The following is a 20,231-nucleotide window of genomic DNA, read 5'->3' on the forward strand; positions in this document are numbered from 1 at the left end:
CATTATTGGTAAAATGTAATCATAATCAATATTGATTATAAATTAAATAAATGAATTGATGGCGTAGAAGCCAACTGTACTTGTTCTGGTTTTAGAACAAATTATAATTGAGAATTAAGTGGAAAAGGAGTTTTATTATGAAAAACGTACAACAAGTAAATCAATATTTAGCAGATCTTTCTGTATGGAATGTAAAATTACATAATTTACACTTCAATGTAACTGGTCCGCAATTCAAATCCATCCATGAATACTTGGAATCCATCTATGATGAAGCATTTGAATATTTTGATGCAGTAGCAGAACATGTAAAAATGCAAGGTCAATTCCCATTGGTAAATTCTGCAGAATACGCAAAATTGACTAAAATCGAAGAATTGGGTCAAGAAGACATCCCTCAAGCAAAGGTAATTGATATCCTTCTTAAAGATTTTAAATACATGAATGATCAAGCTGTAGCGATTCGTGCAGCCGCTGATGAAGAAGATGATTTCTTGCTCGTGAGCATGATGGAAGATCACGTTGCATACTATGTAAAACAAATCTGGTTCATCGAATCTATGCTGAAATAAGACGATTGACAATGCCTTATTGGGTATGATATGATTACCCAGTAAAGCATGGAGGATTACTCAAGAGGCTGAAGAGGACGGTTTGCTAAATCGTTAGGGCGGGTTACCGTCGCTAGGGTTCGAATCCCTAATCCTCCGCCATGTAAAGACCTCACATCACTCGATGTGGGGTCTTTTTGTATAATATATTAATTTATTATATTATTTATATAGGCCTAATTTGTGAGGATTCGAGTGAGTCCAAGGCCTTATTAGTATTGAATGACACAGGTGTGTAAGGTTATAGAGTTGACGTATGTCTAGGGGTTTCATATAATAGATTGTATAAAATGTAATTTTAAGGAGACTCTTATGAATACAAAACATACACGTCAAATGAATCGTATCCGTCGAGCGTTAGGCATTGGCGCATTATGCCTCGTTGCGTCTGTTGGCTTTAGTCATGCTGAAAGTATTGCCATTCCAAGTGCACGTCCTATGGTGGATGGCGTAAGTGCTGATGTAGAGACTGTTAGTAGTTCTAGTAAAGGGCAACAGCATGTAAACTCAGATGTTATTACGCCTAATGATTGGACGTATACAGCGTTACAAAGGCTCATTAAACATGGTGCTATTACAGATACCCATGGATTTACTTTTGATGGTGCTAGCTACACAAAGGATGAGCTTATGCCACTTATCGATGAGGTAGTCACAAAACGTGAGCAAATGAATGATAATGATCGAGAATATGCATTGCGTATTTACCAAGAAAATATGCGTGATGTAATGGATTACCGTATTGCTCGCGATAAAAAAGCTACTGATGAGCGCCGTCAAAAACTAGATGAAAAACGTGCTGAAAAGGCTAAAAAATCTGGTAAGACGTATCAAGTATCCAAGGATCAACAAAAGGCTCTTGATAAGGCTGGTGATGAAGTAGCAAAACCGGAAGAACGCGCTTTAACAGATGAACAAATCAAAGAAAAAATGAAGAAATTCAAAATTGATGATTCTCGCGTTAAGGTAAATAATGAAGTGCGTATTCGTTACGCTGATTCCAAGGATAAAAAGTCCAAAACAGATGCTCGTATGCAGACGGAGATGACGTTCACTCTATAACTCTTAGTAAGGGGTTATAATGATTGATTTTTTTAAGAAACAGTTGTTTACTGCCCATCAAAACGGTAAGCAGCAGGTAAGTGAGGTCTTTAAATATATAGGACCTGGTATAATCGTAACCGTTGGATTTATCGACCCTGGAAACTGGGCCGCCAACTTGGCAGCTGGCGCAAGTTACGGTTATGAATTGCTGTGGGTAGTCACACTATCTACGATTATGCTCATTTTATTACAGCATAATGTGGCACATTTAGGCATTGTACGCGGTCAATGCTTGTCGGAATGTGCCTATGAGTTCTTACCGCGTTATGCATCTCGCTTTGTGCTTAGCACGGCAGGAATTGCGGCGGCAGCGACGGCCTTGGCTGAGTTTATTGGCGCCGCTATCGCCTTGAAGATGCTCTTTGGTATTCCTATATTGATAGGTAGCATCTTGACGGCTCTTATCTGTACGGTCATGCTCATTACGAACTCCTATCGTAAGTTAGAGCGAATCATTGCTGGCTTTGTATCCCTCATCGCGTTGGCGTACCTCGTTGAGGTAAATATGGTCAACGTAGATTGGGCAGCAGCTGGTATCGGTTGGGTGGATCCTAATATTCCTAATGAATCGATGCTCGTTATTTTGAGTATATTAGGGGCCGTAATTATGCCTCATAACTTGTTTTTACACTCTGAAATCATCCAAAGTCGCCAGTTTAATACACAAGACCCAGCGATTATGAAACGGCAGTTGCGTTATGAATTCCTCGATACTTTGTTATCTATGGGGATTGGGTGGATGATTAACTCTGCCATGATTATATTGGCGGCGGCTGTCTTCTTTGCTCATGGTATTGAAGTAACAGAGCTTGAACAGGCTGAAGAGTTGTTGCGACCACTCATTGGACCCGCAGCGGGTATTATTTTTGCAATAGCATTGTTATTTGCAGGTTTTGCCTCATCTGCTACGGCAGGTATGGCGGGGGCAAGTATTTTTGCAGGAATGTTTGGCGAGTCTTACGATATGAAAGACTTCCATACGCGATTAGGCTTGGCACTAACATATGTTCCAGCATTATTGTTGATCGTGTTTATTACAGATTCCTTCCAAGCATTATTGTTCTCTCAAATGTTCTTGAGCTTGCAATTACCAATCACCATCTTCTTGCAACTTTACATGACAAGTAGCCGCAAGGTCATGGGAGAATACGCGAACCGTAAATTTACAAATATTCTCTTATGGAGCATAGGTATCATCGTTACGATCATGAATATCTACTTATTGATTGTAGGCTAATAGAATATTCTTTGTTAGTTACCAAAAGGTTTATTATAAAATCATAATTAGAATACAGCATTAGAGTACAACATTAGAATACAAAATTAAAATGCAAAGGACCGCTATGGCGGTCCTTTTGTCATGTTGCTAACGTATCTATTATGTGAAAAGCGTATCTTTGAATACCCAAGAGGGGTATAAAATATGGTACAATTAAAAATAATATAATTAAAATTAATATAATATCTGTTGGGGATATTCCTTAGCAGTGTGATATATGGAAAACTAGGAGGCCCTAATGGCAAAGGAAATCAAAGTGCAAGAGACAATACAATCTGATTTTAGTGTTGTGGTTAACGACATTGCTGAAGAGTTATTGACGCGCCTCAATATGGATGAGGATGGTTCTGTTATCGATATGTTCCAAACAGGCTCTTTTGATCCTTGGCAGTTATTCGTATTTTTTGGCGCTTTAGAAAAAGCTCTTATTGAGTTCAGAACGGATAAACGCAAGAAAACGGTTATCGTTCATGCACAACCTGAGGCTCTTATCGGCATAGGCCGCGTAGTGACACCTGTATCTACTATGCTTGAGCATGTATTGATGTCCCGTTTGAACGACATGAGCGAAGGCCGCTTGGAAACAGGCATGCTTACAGTATCTGCTGAAAATATCGATTATGAAGGTGTAAACCTTAAAGGGCGTCACGTGGTTATCGTATGCGACCTTGTAGATGAAGATTCTAATTATCTTAAAGAATGCATTAAATTATGTAAAGAATTGAAAGCAAGCCACGTAGTGGCGGTGCCTCTCATGTTGTGGAACCCAGAATTGATCGATAATTTGACAGAGGAATCTATTAAGGCGGAATTATCTCATGAAAATCGTCCTCTCTCCTAGTAAGACAAAAACGATTGCCGATGTTGCTAGCAACGATGAGACAGTACATCATGCAGTCCGAGACGGTCAATTTCAGCCGAACATCACGAAAAAGATTATAACTCATATACAATCTCTCGATATTGCTGGGCTTGGTAAGGCGCTAAAGCTAAAGGATGACAAGGCACAGGCTGTCTTTGATTTTTACCAGGACTTTGAGGCTCATCCCGTAGGTCGCGCCTGTGAAAGTTACGATGGCATTGCTTTCAAATATTTGGACTGGTCGAACTTATCTGATGAAGCCAAGACCTTTGGTGAAAGCCATCTTGTTGTGATGTCCGCGTTGTACGGTGTTGTTGAACCTAATATGGGTGTGCGCGACTATCGACTCGATATGGTTGATAAGGTAGGCGTTAATTTATACGATACATGGCGTGAAGCAGTGGATGCATACTTTCACAAGGAAGATTGGATCCTAAACCTAGCATCTAAAGAATATGCAAAAATGGTGAACCATCCAAAGGTGGTAACCATTGAATTTTGGGAATTACGGGGCGACACGTTTAAGCAGATGAGTACGTCCTCCAAAATGAGTCGCGGTGTGATGGTTCACGAATGTTTAACACGACAAGTGAAACATGTGCGGGACTTGCCGCGCGAAATCAATGGATTTACCTGTGTCACTGACATTGAATCCATTACCATACCAAGCGAATCGATGACGATTCGTTATGAAAGGAAGTGATTGTTTGCAAGTGCAAGACATTCTTGCAAAAGACCTTGTCGGCGATGAATGGCTGACCGAGGAGGAATTGCGATTTCTCATGTCTGTAACTGATGAAGAACAGTTGCAGTTAATATATAAAAAGGCCTACGAAGTGAAGGCAAAATACGTAAAGCCTGTAGCGTATTATCGCGGCCTCATCGAGTTCTCAAACCGATGCATTAAAAATTGTAATTATTGCGGTATCCGCCGTGAAAATGACAAGACGGAACGCTTTGATATGAATCGCGAAGATATCATCAAGATGGCACAGTGGGCATACGACCATGAATATGGTTCCATTACACTCCAATCTGGTGAACGCTGTGATGATGCCTTTGTGGACTATGTTGTAGATTTAATTCGCGACATTAAAGCCATTGGTGATGGTTCCCTAGGCATTACGATGTGCGTAGGGGAGCAAAGCGAAGAGGCGTACCGCCGCATGCGTGAAGCCGGTGCTAGCCGATATTTATTACGCATTGAAACAACTAATACAGATTTATACCATAAAATTCATCCTCGTGATGAATTGCACTCCTTTGAGACGCGTGTAGAATGCTTACGTCGTTTACGCCGCGTAGGCTTTCAAGTTGGCACAGGCGTTATGATTGGCCTACCTGGTCAAACTGAGGAAGATCTTGTGAACGATATCTTGTTCTATCGCGACATGGATATTGATATGATTGGCATGGGGCCTTATGTGGTGCATCATGATACGCCACTAGGTCAAGAAGCATTGGCGATGGGCATCGATGACGAAGCAGGTAAGTTGCGCCGTGTTCAACTGGGACTCAAGATGATTGCATTGACTCGTTTATTCTTAAAAGACGTAAACATTGCAGCTACGACGGCGTTACAAGCACTAGATAAACTAGGCCGCGAAAAAGGCTTGGCCGCAGGGGCGAATATCCTAATGCCTATTATCACCATTCCTGAACACCGTGCAAAATATTTGCTATATGATAACAAGCCATGCGTAGACGACAATGCAGAACAATGTAAAGACTGCTTGACACGCCGCGTAATGTCCATCGGTGATACAGTGGGTTGGAAACAAAATGGGGACTCTAAACACTACGGCAAACGGACGGGAGAATTTTAGTATTCTATATTCGAACTAAATTATTTAGTTGACTATATCTTTGTCCTTAGTATTGCCTATATATAGATGGGGCCCCAATACATATCGACAATTAAATTAAAAAAATACGGTCTATACTTGCTTACTCCTCGTTCCTGATGTCGCGGCACAAGTACAGACCGTCTTTTTTATAACCTTGTGAGGAAAGTAGTCCCATCTATATATAGGTTTACGAATAAAGCTTTATTAATAAATCTTTAACTTCACTATAAACATAGAAATACTAAAATTCTTTAGAAATAGGAGGAAAGTCGTCGAAACTATAGATGACTAGTATTGCAATATTAGTTATACTCTGTACGGGTACGGTACTCTTCTAAGTCCTTATTGGTAAATTTGAGTCTTTATTCGTCGAATAATAGATTGAAGAATTATATTAATCCTCTTTTTGGAGAAATTTTTCTCAGAAAAAGAGGATTTTTCTATTGTAGTGTCGAAGTGTATTAGCAAAAGCCGTAATTTGCCAGTAAGGAGGCGATTCCAATGAAAGAGTACAGTAGTGATAAAATTAGAAACGTTGCTGTTGTTTCCCACGATGGTGCGGGTAAAACAGCTCTTGTTGAATCCTTGTTGTTAACTTCTGGTGCGGTTGATTTCGTAGGTAAAGGTCAAGATAATAAACATATTATGGACTTTGAACCGGAAGAAATTAAACGTAATGTAACTATTCAATTGGGCATGGCGCCATGTGAGTGGCATGACCATAAGGTTAACTTCATAGACACTCCAGGCTATAATGAGTTCCATGGCGAAGTTCGTGCCGCTTTGCGTGCCTGTGATGGCATGTTGATGGTGCTATCCTCCACATCTGGTGTAGAAACTGACACAGTTCGCGCATGGGATTATGCAGTTGAATTACAAATGCCTCGCATGGCATTTATCAATAAAATGGATGTCGATGGTGCTGATTTCTTCGGTACTATTGAAAGAATGCGGGAATTATTTGGCAAAGGCATTATGCCATTGCAGATTCCTATCGGTGAAGGCGCCGATTTTGAAGGCGTTGTAGACGTAGCGAAAATGACTGCGTTTACTTATAAGGACGGCCAACCAACAGAGGTCGCTGTACCAGCTCACCTTATCGAAAAGGCTCAAGAAATTCGGGAAATGACCGTAGAAGCCGCGGCTGAAGGTAGCGATGAGTTGTTGGAAAAATATTTAGAAGGCGAAGAATTATCCTTAGAGGAAATTCGCCAAGGCTTGCGTGAAGGGATGATTAGTGGCCGTGTGTGCCCAATCATGTGTGGCAGTGCCACATCTCGTATTGGCTTAGATCAAGTATTGGATCGTATGATCCGTTACATGCCGGATGCAACTAAAAAAGTGATGACCGCAACTGATGCGGAAACCGGCGAACAATGTGTTGTACATGTAGATAAACCATTAACTGCATTCGTATTTAAAACATTGTTAGACCCATTCGCAGGCAAACAAAGCTTTGTACGTATCTTCTCTGGTGAACTGAAAGAAGGGGATCGCCTCTTTGATGTGAACCAAGGTGTAGAAGAAAAATGGGGCAAGATGGTTACCCTTATTGGGAAGCAACAAATCCCTGTATCCGCTGCTAAAGCTGGCGATATCGTAGTGATACCAAAATTGGCCAATGCTAAGACCGGCGATACATTAACGGCTCCTGACTTTAAAGTGACATACGATGCTATTCGTTTCCCTCAACCTTTATATACAGTGGCTATGGAGCCAGTAAAAAAAGGTGAGGAGGAAAAATTAGCTAGTGCTGTTCTTAAAGTGGCGGAAGAAGATCCTACTTGCGTAGTAGTGAAAAATGCTGAAGCTCGTCAATTACAAATTGATTGTATGGGCGAGGTACATCTTGAGCATATCCTCAACAAAATGGACCGTAAATACGGCGTACAAGCTAAACTTGTGGCCCCATATATTCCATACCGCGAAACTATCAAAGGCTCTGCTGAAACCGAGTCTAAATATAAGAAACAAAGTGGCGGTCATGGTCAATATGGTCACGTTAAGATTCAAGTGGATCCATTATATGATGGTAGCGAATTTGCATTCGTAGACAAAATTTTTGGTGGTGCTGTACCTAAACAATACATACCAGCAGTGGAAAAGGGTGCCAAAGAAACCCTAGATAAAGGCCTAATTGCAGGATATCCTATGATTGGCGTGCAAGTGACACTCTTGGATGGATCTTACCACAGCGTAGACTCCTCAGAGTTAGCATTTAAAGTAGCTACGTCACAGGCTATCAAGGATGTGATTCCTAAGGCGAAACCAGTCCTATTAGAACCAATCTATGAGGTCAACGTGTTTGCACCAGATGCTTTCATGGGCGACATCATGGGTGATTTGAATAGCCGTCGAGGTCGTGTATTAGGCATGGAACAAAGTGAAAGAACAGGTATTTCTGTTGTTAAAGCACAAGTACCATTGGCTGAAATGTCTGATTATGTGACTGCATTGCGCTCCATTACACAAGGACAAGGCGTATTTAACCGTCAGTTCTATACCTATGAAGAGGTTCCACATAAGCAAGCGGAAGAAATTATCGCTGCTCATAAAAACCAAGAATAAGGTAATGACCACATGCTGTATCTAATACAGTTTGAATCACTACAACTGAATAGACAATTGCATAATGTAACAATTTAATACTGTAACAATTTCATAGTGTAATGATTGACGTAAGTCATAAATTTGAATAGTATTTTACTGAGGCCCTCCATATATGTAGCGTATGGAGGGCTTTTACATAAGAGAATAGCTAGTTCTTTATGTATATATGTGCTAACATAAAAGGTAATATAAGTAATATAAAAGGTAATATAATAGTTTCCATGTGGTGACCATATCCATAGATATTGTGAAAGGATTGCATATGTTTTTCTCAAGCATTACCGCAGATTATACAAAAATGGGTTATCCTAAAGCCATCGTGCGCGCTTTAGATTTCTTGAAACATACAGATTTGAAAGCTTTGGCTGGGGGGCGTCATGCTATTGAAGGCGACATGATGTACGCCAACGTAGACGATGTAGAAACAAAACTATTTGAAACTACAAAACCGGAATCTCATCGTAATTATGTAGATATTCAATTTATGGTGAGCGGAGAGGAAAATATGGGCTTTTTCGTAGATAAAGGCATGGTAAAACCTGTGGAGTCCTATCCTGATCGAGATTGCTATTTCTATCCTAATGAGGCTGTTGATGAAGGGCAAATCCATTGTCCAGAAGGGTACTACACTGTATTCTTCCCTTCTGATGTTCATCGTCCCTTACTTGCCGTAAATGATAAGCCCATCAAAATCCGTAAGGTGGTTGTGAAAGTGCACGTATCTTTGCTCGGTGAGTAGTATGAAACAATATGAAGTTATTGGTGTTATTATAACTCTATTGGGGGCTGTTTTATGGGGTGTATCAGGTGCATCCGTACAGTTCTTAAGCAATTTTAGAAATATGAATTTGGAATGGCTAGTAACTATGCGATTGATTACAGCAGGTTTACTAACTGTTATTTATGCATGGTTTAGATTTAGAAACTCTATCTTTAATGTATTTCATAGTGTAAAGGATACGCTAGGACTCATTGTTTTTGGCGTATTTGGAATGGCATTATGCCAATATACATACTTCAGATCCATTGCTTTAGCTGGAGCTGGCATTGCAACGGTTTTACAATATCTGGCGCCGTCTATGATTATTATTTACCTGCTGGTTCGCTATGGTAAACGACCATCCAAGGGGGAGACGGTTTCTGTTATACTTGCTTTAGTAGGGACCATTTGTTTGATGGGAAATGGTGATGGTCTTTCTATTGAAAGCTTCCCGATGGCGGTTCTCGTATGGGGGCTTTTATCTGCTGTTGGTGTAGCCATATATAGCATTTCTCCTGTTGATTTACTCTACAAATATGGTACCTTACCTATTGTAGGATTCGGGATGTTCATTAGCGGTATTGTAGCCGCTATATTATTTCATCAACCAAACTCATATGCAGTGTGGGACGCATGGACTGTTATTGGTTGTTTTAATGTCATATTTCTCGGGACGATAGTATCTTTCAATGCCTATTTAGAAGGGGTTAAACGAATTGGGGCCGTACCGGGATCTATTTTGTCATCTATTGAACCTATTTCGGCTGCTTTCTTTAGCTGGGCTTTTTTAGGAAATGAATTTAGTCTCTTGGGTTTAATCGGTATGGCTATGATCATTTCCACCGTTGTTATTATTGCTTTAGAGAAACGTAAATAAATAATACTTACTCTAAAACTAGTTTATAAATTTAATCTATAAAATTAGTCTATAAAATAAATCTATAAATTTAATCTATGAGGTTTCGCTGAGGTTTCGCTTCTGCGTATTGCAGTAGTGGGACCTCTTTGCTATTATGTATATATTGTGAAATTTTTCGTAATGGGAGGAACACATGGAGGAAAAGCAATGGAAAGGCATGGGCCTAGCCATTATGGGAGCTTTGTTTTGGGGACTTTCAGGCACATCTGTACAATTTCTTGAAAGTGCAAAGCATATTAATGTAGAGTGGTTACTAGAGGTACGTTTGCTCGTAGCAGGGATATTAACCATTGGCCTTGCTTATCTGCGAGAGGGAAAACGTATTTTCTCTATTTTTAAAGCACCTAAAGATATAGGTAAGTTATTAATATTTGGCGTACTAGGAATCGCTTTGGCTCAATATACATACTTTAGAGCTATTGCCATTTCAGGGGTAGGAGTTGCTACAGTACTTCAATACGTAGCGCCTACGATGATTATTATTTATTTGTTCTTACGGTATTTTAAAAAGCCATCTACGCCAGAGTTATTTTGTATACTACTTGCTTTGGTGGGCACAATCTGTATTGTCATGCAAAAAGGGCTGGATATTTCATCCTTTAATGAAAAAGCTTTATTTTGGGGCCTTGTATCAGCAGCTAGCATTTGTGTATATACATTACAACCTATTGAGCTATTAAAAACATATGGCACCACCGCTATTGTAGGCTTTGCTATGTTTATTTGTGGTATCTTATCTGTTATCATGTTCCAACAATTTGATTCGGAAGCCATTGTAGACAGTATGACCTTATTGGGGCTCTTTGCTATCATTATTTTGGGCACCGTAGTATCCTTTAATGCCTACATGGAAGGAGTAAGGCTCATTGGGGCCGTACAAGGATCCATTCTTTCATCATTAGAACCAATCTCTGCGGCTTTATTCGGTTGGGCGCTCCTAGGGAATGAGTTTACCGTTATCGGTATTTTCGGTATGATATGTATCCTTGCCACCGTATTCATCATCGCTTGGGATAGACAACGAACTATTAAACGAGAAGTACTGGCAAAACTGAATAAAACAATATTAGAATGAATCGATAAGAGCACATCAATATAAATATATCAATAAAATATGTCGACAGGAAAACATCAAGAAGAACACATATATCACAGAAGTCGTTTCGTGGTATATGTGTTTTTTGTTATAACATACAGTATATTTTAGATACTGTATACATGCGCCATTTAGTTGACTATTTATCTATCTATTCATATAGTAAATGTATACGTGATTATTAGTTTGTTACGGAGGTATTTATGTCTGTAAAAGATTTCGTGCAACAACGGCGCGATGCGTTAATCGCTATGCGTCGCGACTTTCATATGTACCCTGAGCCTGCTTGGCTTGAGTATCGCTCTGCTGCAAAAGTGGCGGATACGCTTATTTCTTTGGGCTATGATGTGGCGTTAGGGGCGGATGTACTCGATTTAGATTCTCGCATGGGATTGCCTAGTGATGAGGTTATGAAAGCTGCTATGGATCGCGCCATCGAAGAAGGTGCTAATCCTGAATTGGTAGAAAAGATAGGCTACGGTAAAACGGCCATTGTTGCAACTATGAAGTTCGGTGGCGAAGGTCCCGTAGTAGCATTTCGTGTAGACATGGACTCCAATGATGTCATTGAAGCTAAAGAGGATAACCATGTACCCGCAAAGGGAGGCTTCCGTTCTTGTCACGATAAGGCGATGCACGCTTGCGGTCATGATGCACATATGACGATGGGGCTAGGCCTAGCTGAATATTTGGCTGCGCACAAGGATGAATTCAAAGGAACTATTAAACTCATTTTCCAACCTGCAGAGGAAGGCGTGCGCGGTGCTAAAGCGATGGCGGAAGCGGGCGTTGTGGATGATGTAGATTTGATGTTCGGTATGCATATTGGGTTTAATGAAAATCTATCCAATTGCTTTGCATGTAGTGATCATGGCTTCTTAGCGACAACAAAACTTGATGCGGTATTCCACGGTTACTCTGCTCATGCTGGTGGCTCCCCTGAAAAGGCACAAAATGCAATGCTCGCCGGCTGTACAGCGGTTCTCAACTTACAAGCTATCGCTCGTCATAGTCAAGGGGCTTCTCGCATGAATGTAGGTGTTTTTGAAAGCGGTACAGGCCGCAATGTGACTCCTGATGTGGCGGTTCTTAAACTAGAAACTCGTGGTGCTACGACAGAAATCAATGATTACATGATTGAACGGTCTAAGACTATTATTAAAGGTGCTGCAGAAATGCATGATTGTACCTTTGAAATCACAAAACAAGGAGAAACTCCTGCAGGTCGCATCAGCGATGATTTAGCTCATGAAGTACAAGCTATCGTGGAACCACTTGGGATCTTTAAAGAGGTGCCATTCGATTACAGCGGTGGCGGCAGTGAAGACTGTGCGTACTTCTTGAACCGTGTCATTGATCGCGGCGGTAGAGCAACCTACATGGTAGTAGGTTCTGCTATTAAAGCGCCACATCACAATCCACTCTTTGATATCGATGAAGAAGATATGTTAAACGGTATCGTAGCGTTGGGGACAATTGCTGCTCACTATTTAAAATAAGCTTTATGTACTAGCATCATATGGTTTGTCAGTAATTGATGTAATAGATTGTGAGGTGTTACATGATTCAACGAGAGCGATTGGTTAAAGATTTTGAGGCTATGGCCCAATTGACGGCATCTGGTGAGGGCATTAATCGCCTTGCTTTCACCGATGCAGATTGGGCAGGACGGCAATATATTATAGACCGCATGACTGATGCGGGTTTATCCGTTGAAATAGATGATTTTGGTAATGTCATTGGCTATAAGATTGGTAAGAAACCAGATTTACCAGTTGTCATGGTAGGGTCTCATACAGATAGCGTACCCAATGGAGGTAATTACGATGGTGTGGTGGGCGTGTTATCTGCCATTGAAGTAATTCGTAGCATGACTGACGATAGTTATGAACATGACCATACCATCGCTGTGGTATCCTTCATGTGCGAAGAGTCCGGTCGTTTTGGGAATGCTACACTAGGTAGTAAGGCCATGCGTGGTGAATTAAGATTACAAGACTTACACCGATTGGTAGATAAACAAGGAGTTTCTTTGTACGAAGCATTGAAAGGTCGCAACTTAAATCCCGATGGGATTGAAGAAATGGAATATAAACGACCTGTAAAGTCTTTCACAGAAATTCATATAGAACAAGGAAAGGTACTAGAGCACGAACAGAAAACGATTGGCATTGTGACTGGTATTGCAGCGCCAGAGCGATTCTATGTGACCATTCGGGGCAATGCCGATCATAGTGGCGCTACGCCGATGAACTTGCGTCATGATGCTCTATGTGGAGCTTCAAAAATCATCCTCGGCATCGAGGAGATTGCATCCATGCAAGAGGAGCCACCCGTGGTGGGTACTGTCGGCGTTGTGGAAGTTACGCCAGGGGCGATGAATGTCATTCCTGGAGCTGTGAAACTAGGTGTAGACATTCGCAGTATATCTGAGGTAGCTCGCAATTCCGTAGTCACTCTTGTTAAGGAATTTATCGATATTACTGCAGAAAAACGGGGATTATCTTATACAATTGAAACAATTGCACAGGACCATCCAGTGGAGATGCACCCTGCGATGATTCGAGAAATCGAAGAGGCTGTTAAGTCTGTTGGTGTGGAGTACATGACAATGCCTAGCGGTGCCGGTCATGATGCGATGCATTGGGCGGAGGTAGTTCCGACGGGAATGATCTTTATTCCATGCCGTGACGGCATCAGTCATAATCCTGCAGAATTTGCTGAAATGGATGATATTGTAACGGGTGCAGCGGTGCTTGATAAGGTGCTTAGAAAACTTAGCTTGGAAGAAACAAAGCTTGTTTAATATACTTCTTTATGTAGTTATGTAGTTATGTAGTTATGTAGTTATGTAGATAAGTAGTTATATAGTTATATGATTATACTGTATATAATTAAGTGATTACTTTTACTATTGTTAGGCCTATTAGGTGTAAGACATAGATAGGACTATTGTATTTTGTATTTAGTGTTGTTAGTTGTGTATTGGGTGTAAAGTGTTTATAGAGGGGATATAGCTATCTTGCATCCTATGTACACGGATAGGAGAGTTATGGTTATTACAGGTATTGTTATCGTAGTAGCGACGTTTATCGCTATTATTAAACAGTTTGAAACGCGTCTCGTTTTATTATTATCAGGCTTATTAATGTGCTTTATTGGTGGGCAGCTTGGCGCTGGTACGACGGCCTTTGTGAAAGAACTTACAAATCCAGGCCTTGTGCCTACAATCTGTACGGTGTTAGGTTTTAGCTATGTTATGGAATATACAAAATGTACGGAGCATATGGTGTATTTCATTTCTGCAGGGCTTAAAAAGATGACTAAAATCATCATCCCAGGTGCGGTTATTATTACATTCTTAATCAACATTGCACTGCCTACAGCGGCAGGCTGTGCGGCGGCCGTAGGTGCGCTATTGATTCCGGCTTTAATTCGTTCTGGTGTGCACCCAGCGATGGCTGGTTCTGCTATCTTCTTAGGTACATGGGGTAGCTCCTTGAGTCCAGGCCTTATGTTTAACCCTCAAGTAGCACAACTGGCGGGGGTAGACGTAATGACAGTTATTGCGAGCTTCTCTATGCAAGCAATTATCGGTATAGTAGTAGCCGCTATTTTGCTTAATATTGTAGCTATCGTTAAGAAGGAGCATACAGGGTATGTAATGAAAAACGATACTGTAGAGGAAGGCAAAGAGTTCAAAGTAAATTATTTCTATGCAATCATTCCAATTATTCCTCTTGTATTACTTGTATTAGGTAGTAAACAGGTAGCGGTGATTCCAGAAATCTCCGTTCCTGTATCTATGCTCATCGGTACTGCTATTGGTATCATTGCCGTGCGTCCTAATGTGGCAGAAGCTGTTAAGAAGTTCTTCCGCGGTACTGGAGATGGTATGTGTGATGTAGTGGGCCTTATGGCTGCAGCAGCATGCTTTACAGCAGGGATGCAACTCATTGGACTAACAAGTGCCCTTATTGATGGAATGAAGAACTCTCAACAAATCGCCCAAATCGGGGCAGCCTTTGGTCCGTTCTTATTGGCGGTTATTTCTGGTTCTGGTAATGCGGCAGCTCTTGCCTTTAATGGTGCTGTCACACCTCATGCTGCAGACTTTGGTTATGGTATTATGCAACTTGGATCCATGGCTCAAATCGGTGCTGGTATCGGTCGTAGTATGAGTCCTGTTGCAGGGGCAGGTATCATCATTGCAGGACTGGCAGGTATTAACCCTATGGAAATGGCTAAACGTAATGCCGTGCCTTGCATTATCGCGACTGTAGTCATCATGCTATTGTTACTCTAGTTCTATATAAATTGACTTAGTTAATAGCATAGCTATCGAAGTTTGTAAAAGAAAACCCTTCTAGGACTGATTAGATTTTGTTATATGTTTGAATATATAACTTTTACCAATCAGATACATAGAAGGGTTTTCTTTTGTTATGTATATGTATTATTTTAGTTTTAAACCAATCCAAAGGGCAGAGATTATAAATAGACCACCACTTGCCCAGAATAAGGTAGTAAAACCTAGCCAAGCCATTAGGCTTGCACCACCGACAGCACCTAAGAAATAGCCAAGAAATAAACTTGATTGGTTGTAGGAGAATACTTGTCCCGTAAACTCACGAGGCGTTTTTGAAGAAAGATAGGTGTTTAATGCCGGTAACATACCACCTAGGCCGAAGCCCTGTAAAAATCGAATAAGTGCTAATTGGTAAACATCAGTCACATAGGCTTGAGGGATGTTAAATAAGCCTACATAAATAAGAGATACGACTAATACCTTGCGAGGTCCAATTTTATCAACTAATTTACCGAGCGGTGAACTACTTATCAATTGAGCAATACCCATAGCTGAGAAGACAGTGCCTGCAATAAATGCTAGATTTTCAGTGTTGCTCGGAACAATACCTTTGATATATACGGAGATAACAGGTTGTAAGGACATGATGCATATAGCATAAATAAATGATGCTATACACAATGCTACAATACTATTAAATTCAGGAATTTGTTCTTTTAGCTTGCTAATAGATAGTTTTTCAACATTAGGCTTTGGTACATAATTTTCATGGATAAAAATAGTAGCTAGCAAACCTGCAAAACCCATGAGAATGCCAACTAAGATGAAGCCATTACGAATACCTATAGTATCTGCAATATATCCACCTAATAAAGGGCCGATTAGAGAACCCGCTAGATTGGCCGAAGCTAATAGACCCAGTGCCCAACCAGTTCGTTCGATGGGGGACTCTGAGGCTATTAATGTAATGGTTGCAGAATAAAAACCACTCACTAGACCTTGTATGAGACGAATGATTACAACCCCTTCAGGTGTTGTTTGAAAGGCGAGCAATAAATTACATAAAGCCATACCAAAGCTAGATCGTATTAATGTGATTTTACGACCTTTCTTATCAGCTACACGCCCCCAAAAGGGTGCCACTAAACATACGATTAAATAGGTTGCACCAGTTGCTAAACCTGACCAGAGAGACATAGCCGATGGCGTTTGAACACCTAAATCATGAAAATACAGAGGGAGAATAGGTGCTAATTGGCTCACCCCAAAGGATGTACAGAATACACATATTAAACTTATATATACCGTACGTTTCCACGTTTCCAAAGTATCTCTCCTTCACTAGTCCTAGTACAATTTATAGTACCAGAAAATTAGTAATTCTATATCTTTTTGATTTCATCCCCAATATTAAGTCAGGAAGCTTGTCATTTGCAATGGTGTCTTGAATCCAGTAGTTGATGGATAAAATAAAAACTTAGGCTCTCCTTTCCACAAAATAATCAGTAGGAACTGATAATATATGTAATCTCAGTATACTATTAGTGTTTAAAGGAAAACAATATTAGTAGATAAGATTTATATAAAACATAAATTACTATAATAGATAAGGAATCATGATAAAATGTTAGCAGAATTGGTTTCGTATCCGAGAAATTATGAAGCTGCTTATATTTTAAAGCAATCAGGTTATAGACGAACGTTTGCATACAAAACTACATATGATTTTTCTGTAAGTTAGTTTTTTTATTGGAGTAAATATAATGTATAAATATATTGCTATACTTTTTTTGTTAGGTATAATAGTCTCACAGTCTTTATTAATCTTCATTAACTATGATTATAATAAATACTATGCTTTTGGAAGATATAAATTGCATGCTAACTATTCATTTGAAGATACATGGCGTGATAATGGATTTGAGCGACTTATTTATAGCTATAGAAAGGTAGATAATAAATTGTACACTTATGGAGAATCTGGGATAACTATTATTACGATGAATGTCATAAATCCTAAAATTATAAAGATTCCAAATGATGAATATTATGAGTCTGTGCGTAAATATGGAAGAACTAATAAATATGCTAACTCATTAGAAGAATTATCTAACATCTATGGGAATGATTTTATTGTTTTAAATCGCTTAGAAGAATTAGATAGTGATGACTATTCCATTGTCAAAGAAATTATTGAGCAAGGTAAGGATAAAGCGAAGAAATCATCCTTGTTTTGATGAGTTATTAGCAATAATTAGCAATATATAGGAATGTATGCTAATAATTTTTCCATAATAGAACAACAATCAGAAATTAAAACTTCTTGACTTTCATTCTATAGAAACATTATAATCAGATTATAATTTTATACTCGCCTGTTAGAAACCGATGAGGTGGAGATAAAAATAGGAAATGCACTCACAGAGAGCGGGATTAGCTGAGAACCCGTAGTACGCAGCTTATTAAATGGACCACCGAGGGCGCATGGAAAAGAATGAACTTTCACAGTCATTCCTAGTATGGTGCGACGTCACACGAGCGTTAGTCGTGAGGGATATGTTAGTATCCTGCGAAAGGGGAATGCATTGCATTCAAACAAGGTGGTACCGCGATTTATAGCATAATACTAGTATTCTTGATACTTTTATAAGCATAGAACTATAAACTCGTCCTTGACGTTACATTGTCATGGGCGAGTTTTTTTTATTGGCAAACGCCAGATGGAGGTTCTCATGATTTTCCCTAGTCTTGACCGTGTGAAAGCTATCGCACCGGGCTACGATATCGTGCCTGTATATATGGAAATTTTATCCGACGTACGCACGCCGATTAGTGTGTTGAAAGCGTTAAAACAAGTGAGCAGTCATACGTACTTGCTTGAAAGTGCGGATAATAGTAATCATTGGGGCCGTTACTCCTTCTTGGGCTATGATCCTAAGATTGAGCTTTTCTGCAAAAACCATCAAATGACCATCAAAGACGGGACAACACGTACCTTTGCGTGTTCTGATCCTGCAGTAGAGATTCGCAATATTTTGAGTCAATATAAAAGTCCTCGCTTAGAAGAGTTACCAACTTTTACAGGTGGTTTTGTAGGCTACTTCGCATGTGAATACATTCGCTATATCGAGCCAACATTGGATTTCCCAACGCCAAATGATGACTCTGCCATGGTAAACGATGTAGACCTTATGCTCTTTGATAAAGTTATAGCTTTTGACCACTACAAAAATAAAATTTATTTAATCGCTAACATCAGCACAAATGATTTAGAACGTAACTACAACAAGGCTGAGCTCGAATTGAAAACTCTTGCTGATCTCGTTGTAAACGGCAAAGAGGCGGATGTGCCAAAAGGCGTTCTTAAAACAGAGTTTACCTCTGAATTCACAAAGGATGAGTTTGAAGCAGTTGTTAAAAAGACGCAGCACTACATCAAGGAAGGGGATATCTTCCAATGTGTTGTATCTAATCGCCGCGAAGCCGAGTTTGAAGGGAGCTTGTTAAATGCATACCGCGTATTGCGTACATTGAATCCATCTCCATACATGTTCTATCTATCTGGTGGCGATGTAGAGCTCACAGGGGCTTCTCCAGAAACATTGGTAAAACTGACAGATGGCAAAATGTACACTTTCCCAATTGCAGGTACCATGCGTCGTGGCAAAAACGAAGCAGAGGACCTCGCTATTGAGGAAAAACTCATTAATGACGAAAAAGAATTGGCTGAACATAACATGCTCGTTGATCTTGGTCGCAACGATTTAGGTAAAATTTCTAAATTCGGTTCCGTAAAAGTAGAAGCGTTACATATGTTGCAACGTTTCTCCCATGTAATTCACATTACATCTACTGTAAGCGGTGACATTCAAGAGGGCAAAGATGCACTCGATGCTATCGGTGCTACATTGCCGGCAGGCACATTGTCTGGGGCGCCTAAGATTCGTGCTATCGAAATTTTACACGAACTTGAAAAAAGCCCACGCGGCGTATACGGCGGCGCTGTAGGTTACATCGATTTCTCCGGTAACATGGATGTATGTATCGGCATCCGCATGGCCATGAATAAAGGCGGTAAGGTATATGTTCGCGCTGGCGCAGGCATCGTTCGAGATAGCGTTCCTGAAAGCGAGTTTAATGAAACCTTGATAAAAGGCCAATCCATGATTTCCGCAATTACAAATGCACAGGAGGTAGAATAATGGTACTCCTTATAGATAATTACGATAGTTTTTCCTTTAATTTATACCAATTAGTAGGCTCTATCGATCCAGATATTAAAGTCATCCGTAGCGATGAATTAACAGTTGAAGAAATCCGTGCGTTGAAACCGGACTATGTGATACTTTCACCAGGTCCTGGTAGACCAGCTGATGCGGGCGTATACGAAGACCTATTGCGTGAATGCAAAGGGGAATTCCCAATCCTCGGCGTATGCCTGGGACACCAAGCCATTGGCGAAGTATTCGGCGGCACCGTATCCTATGCAAAACAAGTAATGCACGGCAAACAAAGCGTGGCGAAACAAGTACACCCATCCAAAATCCTTAAGGGCTTGCCTGAACAATTCGAAGTTGCACGATACCACTCTTTGGCGATTATCGATGAAACCATGCCAAGCGAACTCATCGTTACATCCGTTACAGACGACGGCGAAGTAATGAGCGTGGAACACAAAGACTACCCGATTTATGGAGTGCAATTCCATCCGGAATCTATCATGACACCAAACGGGGAACAAATGATTCGCAATTTCTTAGAAAAATAATCACTGTTTTGTATTCGAGAGGCTATTCTTAAGCTATAGAACGATAAGGCAGAAATAAGGTCTCTC

General features: G+C 40.3%; 17 protein-coding genes and 1 tRNA gene. 17 read left to right on the forward strand and 1 reads right to left on the reverse strand.

From position 1 onward, the window contains the following. Positions 1-137: 137 nt before the first annotated feature. The 14 genes from VPAR_RS00715 (at position 138) to dcuC (ending at position 15,394) form a co-directional block, all read left to right on the forward strand. Positions 138-572, forward strand: coding sequence for a Dps family protein (locus tag VPAR_RS00715; RefSeq protein WP_012863742.1), 435 nt, complete (start codon positions 138-140; stop codon positions 570-572). 50 nt (positions 573-622) lie between these two features. Beyond that, positions 623-713, forward strand: a tRNA-Ser gene (locus tag VPAR_RS00720). 210 nt (positions 714-923) lie between these two features. Next, positions 924-1,673, forward strand: a complete 750-nt coding sequence (locus VPAR_RS00725; RefSeq protein ID WP_012863743.1) for a hypothetical protein — start codon at positions 924-926, stop codon at positions 1,671-1,673. 19 nt (positions 1,674-1,692) lie between these two features. Beyond that, complete coding sequence (locus VPAR_RS00730) at positions 1,693-2,952, forward strand: Nramp family divalent metal transporter (protein ID WP_012863744.1); 1,260 nt, start codon at positions 1,693-1,695, stop codon at positions 2,950-2,952. Between the two features lie 280 nt (positions 2,953-3,232). Then, the gene (locus VPAR_RS00735; RefSeq protein ID WP_012863745.1) at positions 3,233-3,835 is read left to right on the forward strand and encodes a hypothetical protein; all 603 of its coding nucleotides are present in this window, start codon (positions 3,233-3,235) and stop codon (positions 3,833-3,835) included. After that, a complete protein-coding gene (locus tag VPAR_RS00740; RefSeq protein ID WP_012863746.1) occupies positions 3,813-4,559 on the forward strand; it encodes a YaaA family protein in 747 nt (248 codons plus the stop codon). The genes VPAR_RS00735 and VPAR_RS00740 overlap by 23 nt, the downstream gene beginning before the upstream one ends. Next, positions 4,546-5,682 carry a [FeFe] hydrogenase H-cluster radical SAM maturase HydE gene (gene hydE / locus VPAR_RS00745; protein WP_231968139.1) on the forward strand — a complete coding sequence of 379 codons (1,137 nt, stop codon included), beginning with the start codon at positions 4,546-4,548 and terminating at the stop codon, positions 5,680-5,682. Before VPAR_RS00740 ends, hydE begins: the two co-directional genes overlap by 14 nt. A 522-nt stretch (positions 5,683-6,204) precedes the next feature. After that, positions 6,205-8,271, forward strand: a complete 2,067-nt coding sequence (gene fusA / locus VPAR_RS00750; RefSeq protein WP_012863748.1) for an elongation factor G — start codon at positions 6,205-6,207, stop codon at positions 8,269-8,271. Positions 8,272-8,575: 304 nt separating this feature from the next. Beyond that, positions 8,576-9,052, forward strand: coding sequence for a NanQ anomerase/TabA/YiaL family protein (locus tag VPAR_RS00755; RefSeq protein WP_012863749.1), 477 nt, complete (start codon positions 8,576-8,578; stop codon positions 9,050-9,052). A gap of 1 nt (position 9,053) precedes the next feature. Beyond that, positions 9,054-9,950 (forward strand): DMT family transporter, encoded by an 897-nt coding sequence (locus VPAR_RS00760; RefSeq protein ID WP_012863750.1) that lies wholly within the window; start codon positions 9,054-9,056, stop codon positions 9,948-9,950. 175 nt (positions 9,951-10,125) lie between these two features. Beyond that, positions 10,126-11,067: a DMT family transporter gene (locus VPAR_RS00765; RefSeq protein ID WP_012863751.1), complete on the forward strand. Its 942-nt coding sequence runs from the start codon at positions 10,126-10,128 to the stop codon at positions 11,065-11,067. 224 nt (positions 11,068-11,291) lie between these two features. Next, positions 11,292-12,587 (forward strand): amidohydrolase, encoded by a 1,296-nt coding sequence (locus VPAR_RS00770; RefSeq protein ID WP_012863752.1) that lies wholly within the window; start codon positions 11,292-11,294, stop codon positions 12,585-12,587. 62 nt (positions 12,588-12,649) lie between these two features. Continuing rightward, the gene (locus VPAR_RS00775) at positions 12,650-13,894 is read left to right on the forward strand and encodes a M20 family metallo-hydrolase (RefSeq protein ID WP_012863753.1); all 1,245 of its coding nucleotides are present in this window, start codon (positions 12,650-12,652) and stop codon (positions 13,892-13,894) included. A gap of 246 nt (positions 13,895-14,140) precedes the next feature. Further along, positions 14,141-15,394, forward strand: coding sequence for a C4-dicarboxylate transporter DcuC (gene dcuC, locus VPAR_RS00780; RefSeq protein ID WP_004697950.1), 1,254 nt, complete (start codon positions 14,141-14,143; stop codon positions 15,392-15,394). Positions 15,395-15,544: 150 nt separating this feature from the next. Here the strand turns inward: dcuC and VPAR_RS00785 are convergent, their stop codons facing one another. Continuing rightward, positions 15,545-16,723, reverse strand: a complete 1,179-nt coding sequence (locus VPAR_RS00785) for an MFS transporter (protein WP_012863754.1) — start codon at positions 16,721-16,723, stop codon at positions 15,545-15,547. A 437-nt stretch (positions 16,724-17,160) separates the two neighbouring features. On the opposite strand from VPAR_RS00785, the gene VPAR_RS00790 reads away from it, so the two are divergent. The 3 genes from VPAR_RS00790 to VPAR_RS00800 all read left to right on the forward strand — a co-directional run bounded on the left by VPAR_RS00790 (position 17,161) and on the right by VPAR_RS00800 (position 20,165). Beyond that, complete coding sequence (locus VPAR_RS00790; RefSeq protein ID WP_012863755.1) at positions 17,161-17,634, forward strand: hypothetical protein; 474 nt, start codon at positions 17,161-17,163, stop codon at positions 17,632-17,634. 495 nt (positions 17,635-18,129) lie between these two features. Beyond that, positions 18,130-19,599 carry an anthranilate synthase component I gene (locus VPAR_RS00795; RefSeq protein ID WP_012863756.1) on the forward strand — a complete coding sequence of 490 codons (1,470 nt, stop codon included), beginning with the start codon at positions 18,130-18,132 and terminating at the stop codon, positions 19,597-19,599. Beyond that, positions 19,599-20,165, forward strand: coding sequence for an anthranilate synthase component II (locus VPAR_RS00800; RefSeq protein WP_012863757.1), 567 nt, complete (start codon positions 19,599-19,601; stop codon positions 20,163-20,165). Before VPAR_RS00795 ends, VPAR_RS00800 begins: the two co-directional genes overlap by 1 nt. Positions 20,166-20,231 lie beyond the last annotated feature (66 nt).

This window comes from Veillonella parvula DSM 2008 (assembly GCF_000024945.1).
Lineage (GTDB): Bacteria > Bacillota > Negativicutes > Veillonellales > Veillonellaceae > Veillonella > Veillonella parvula.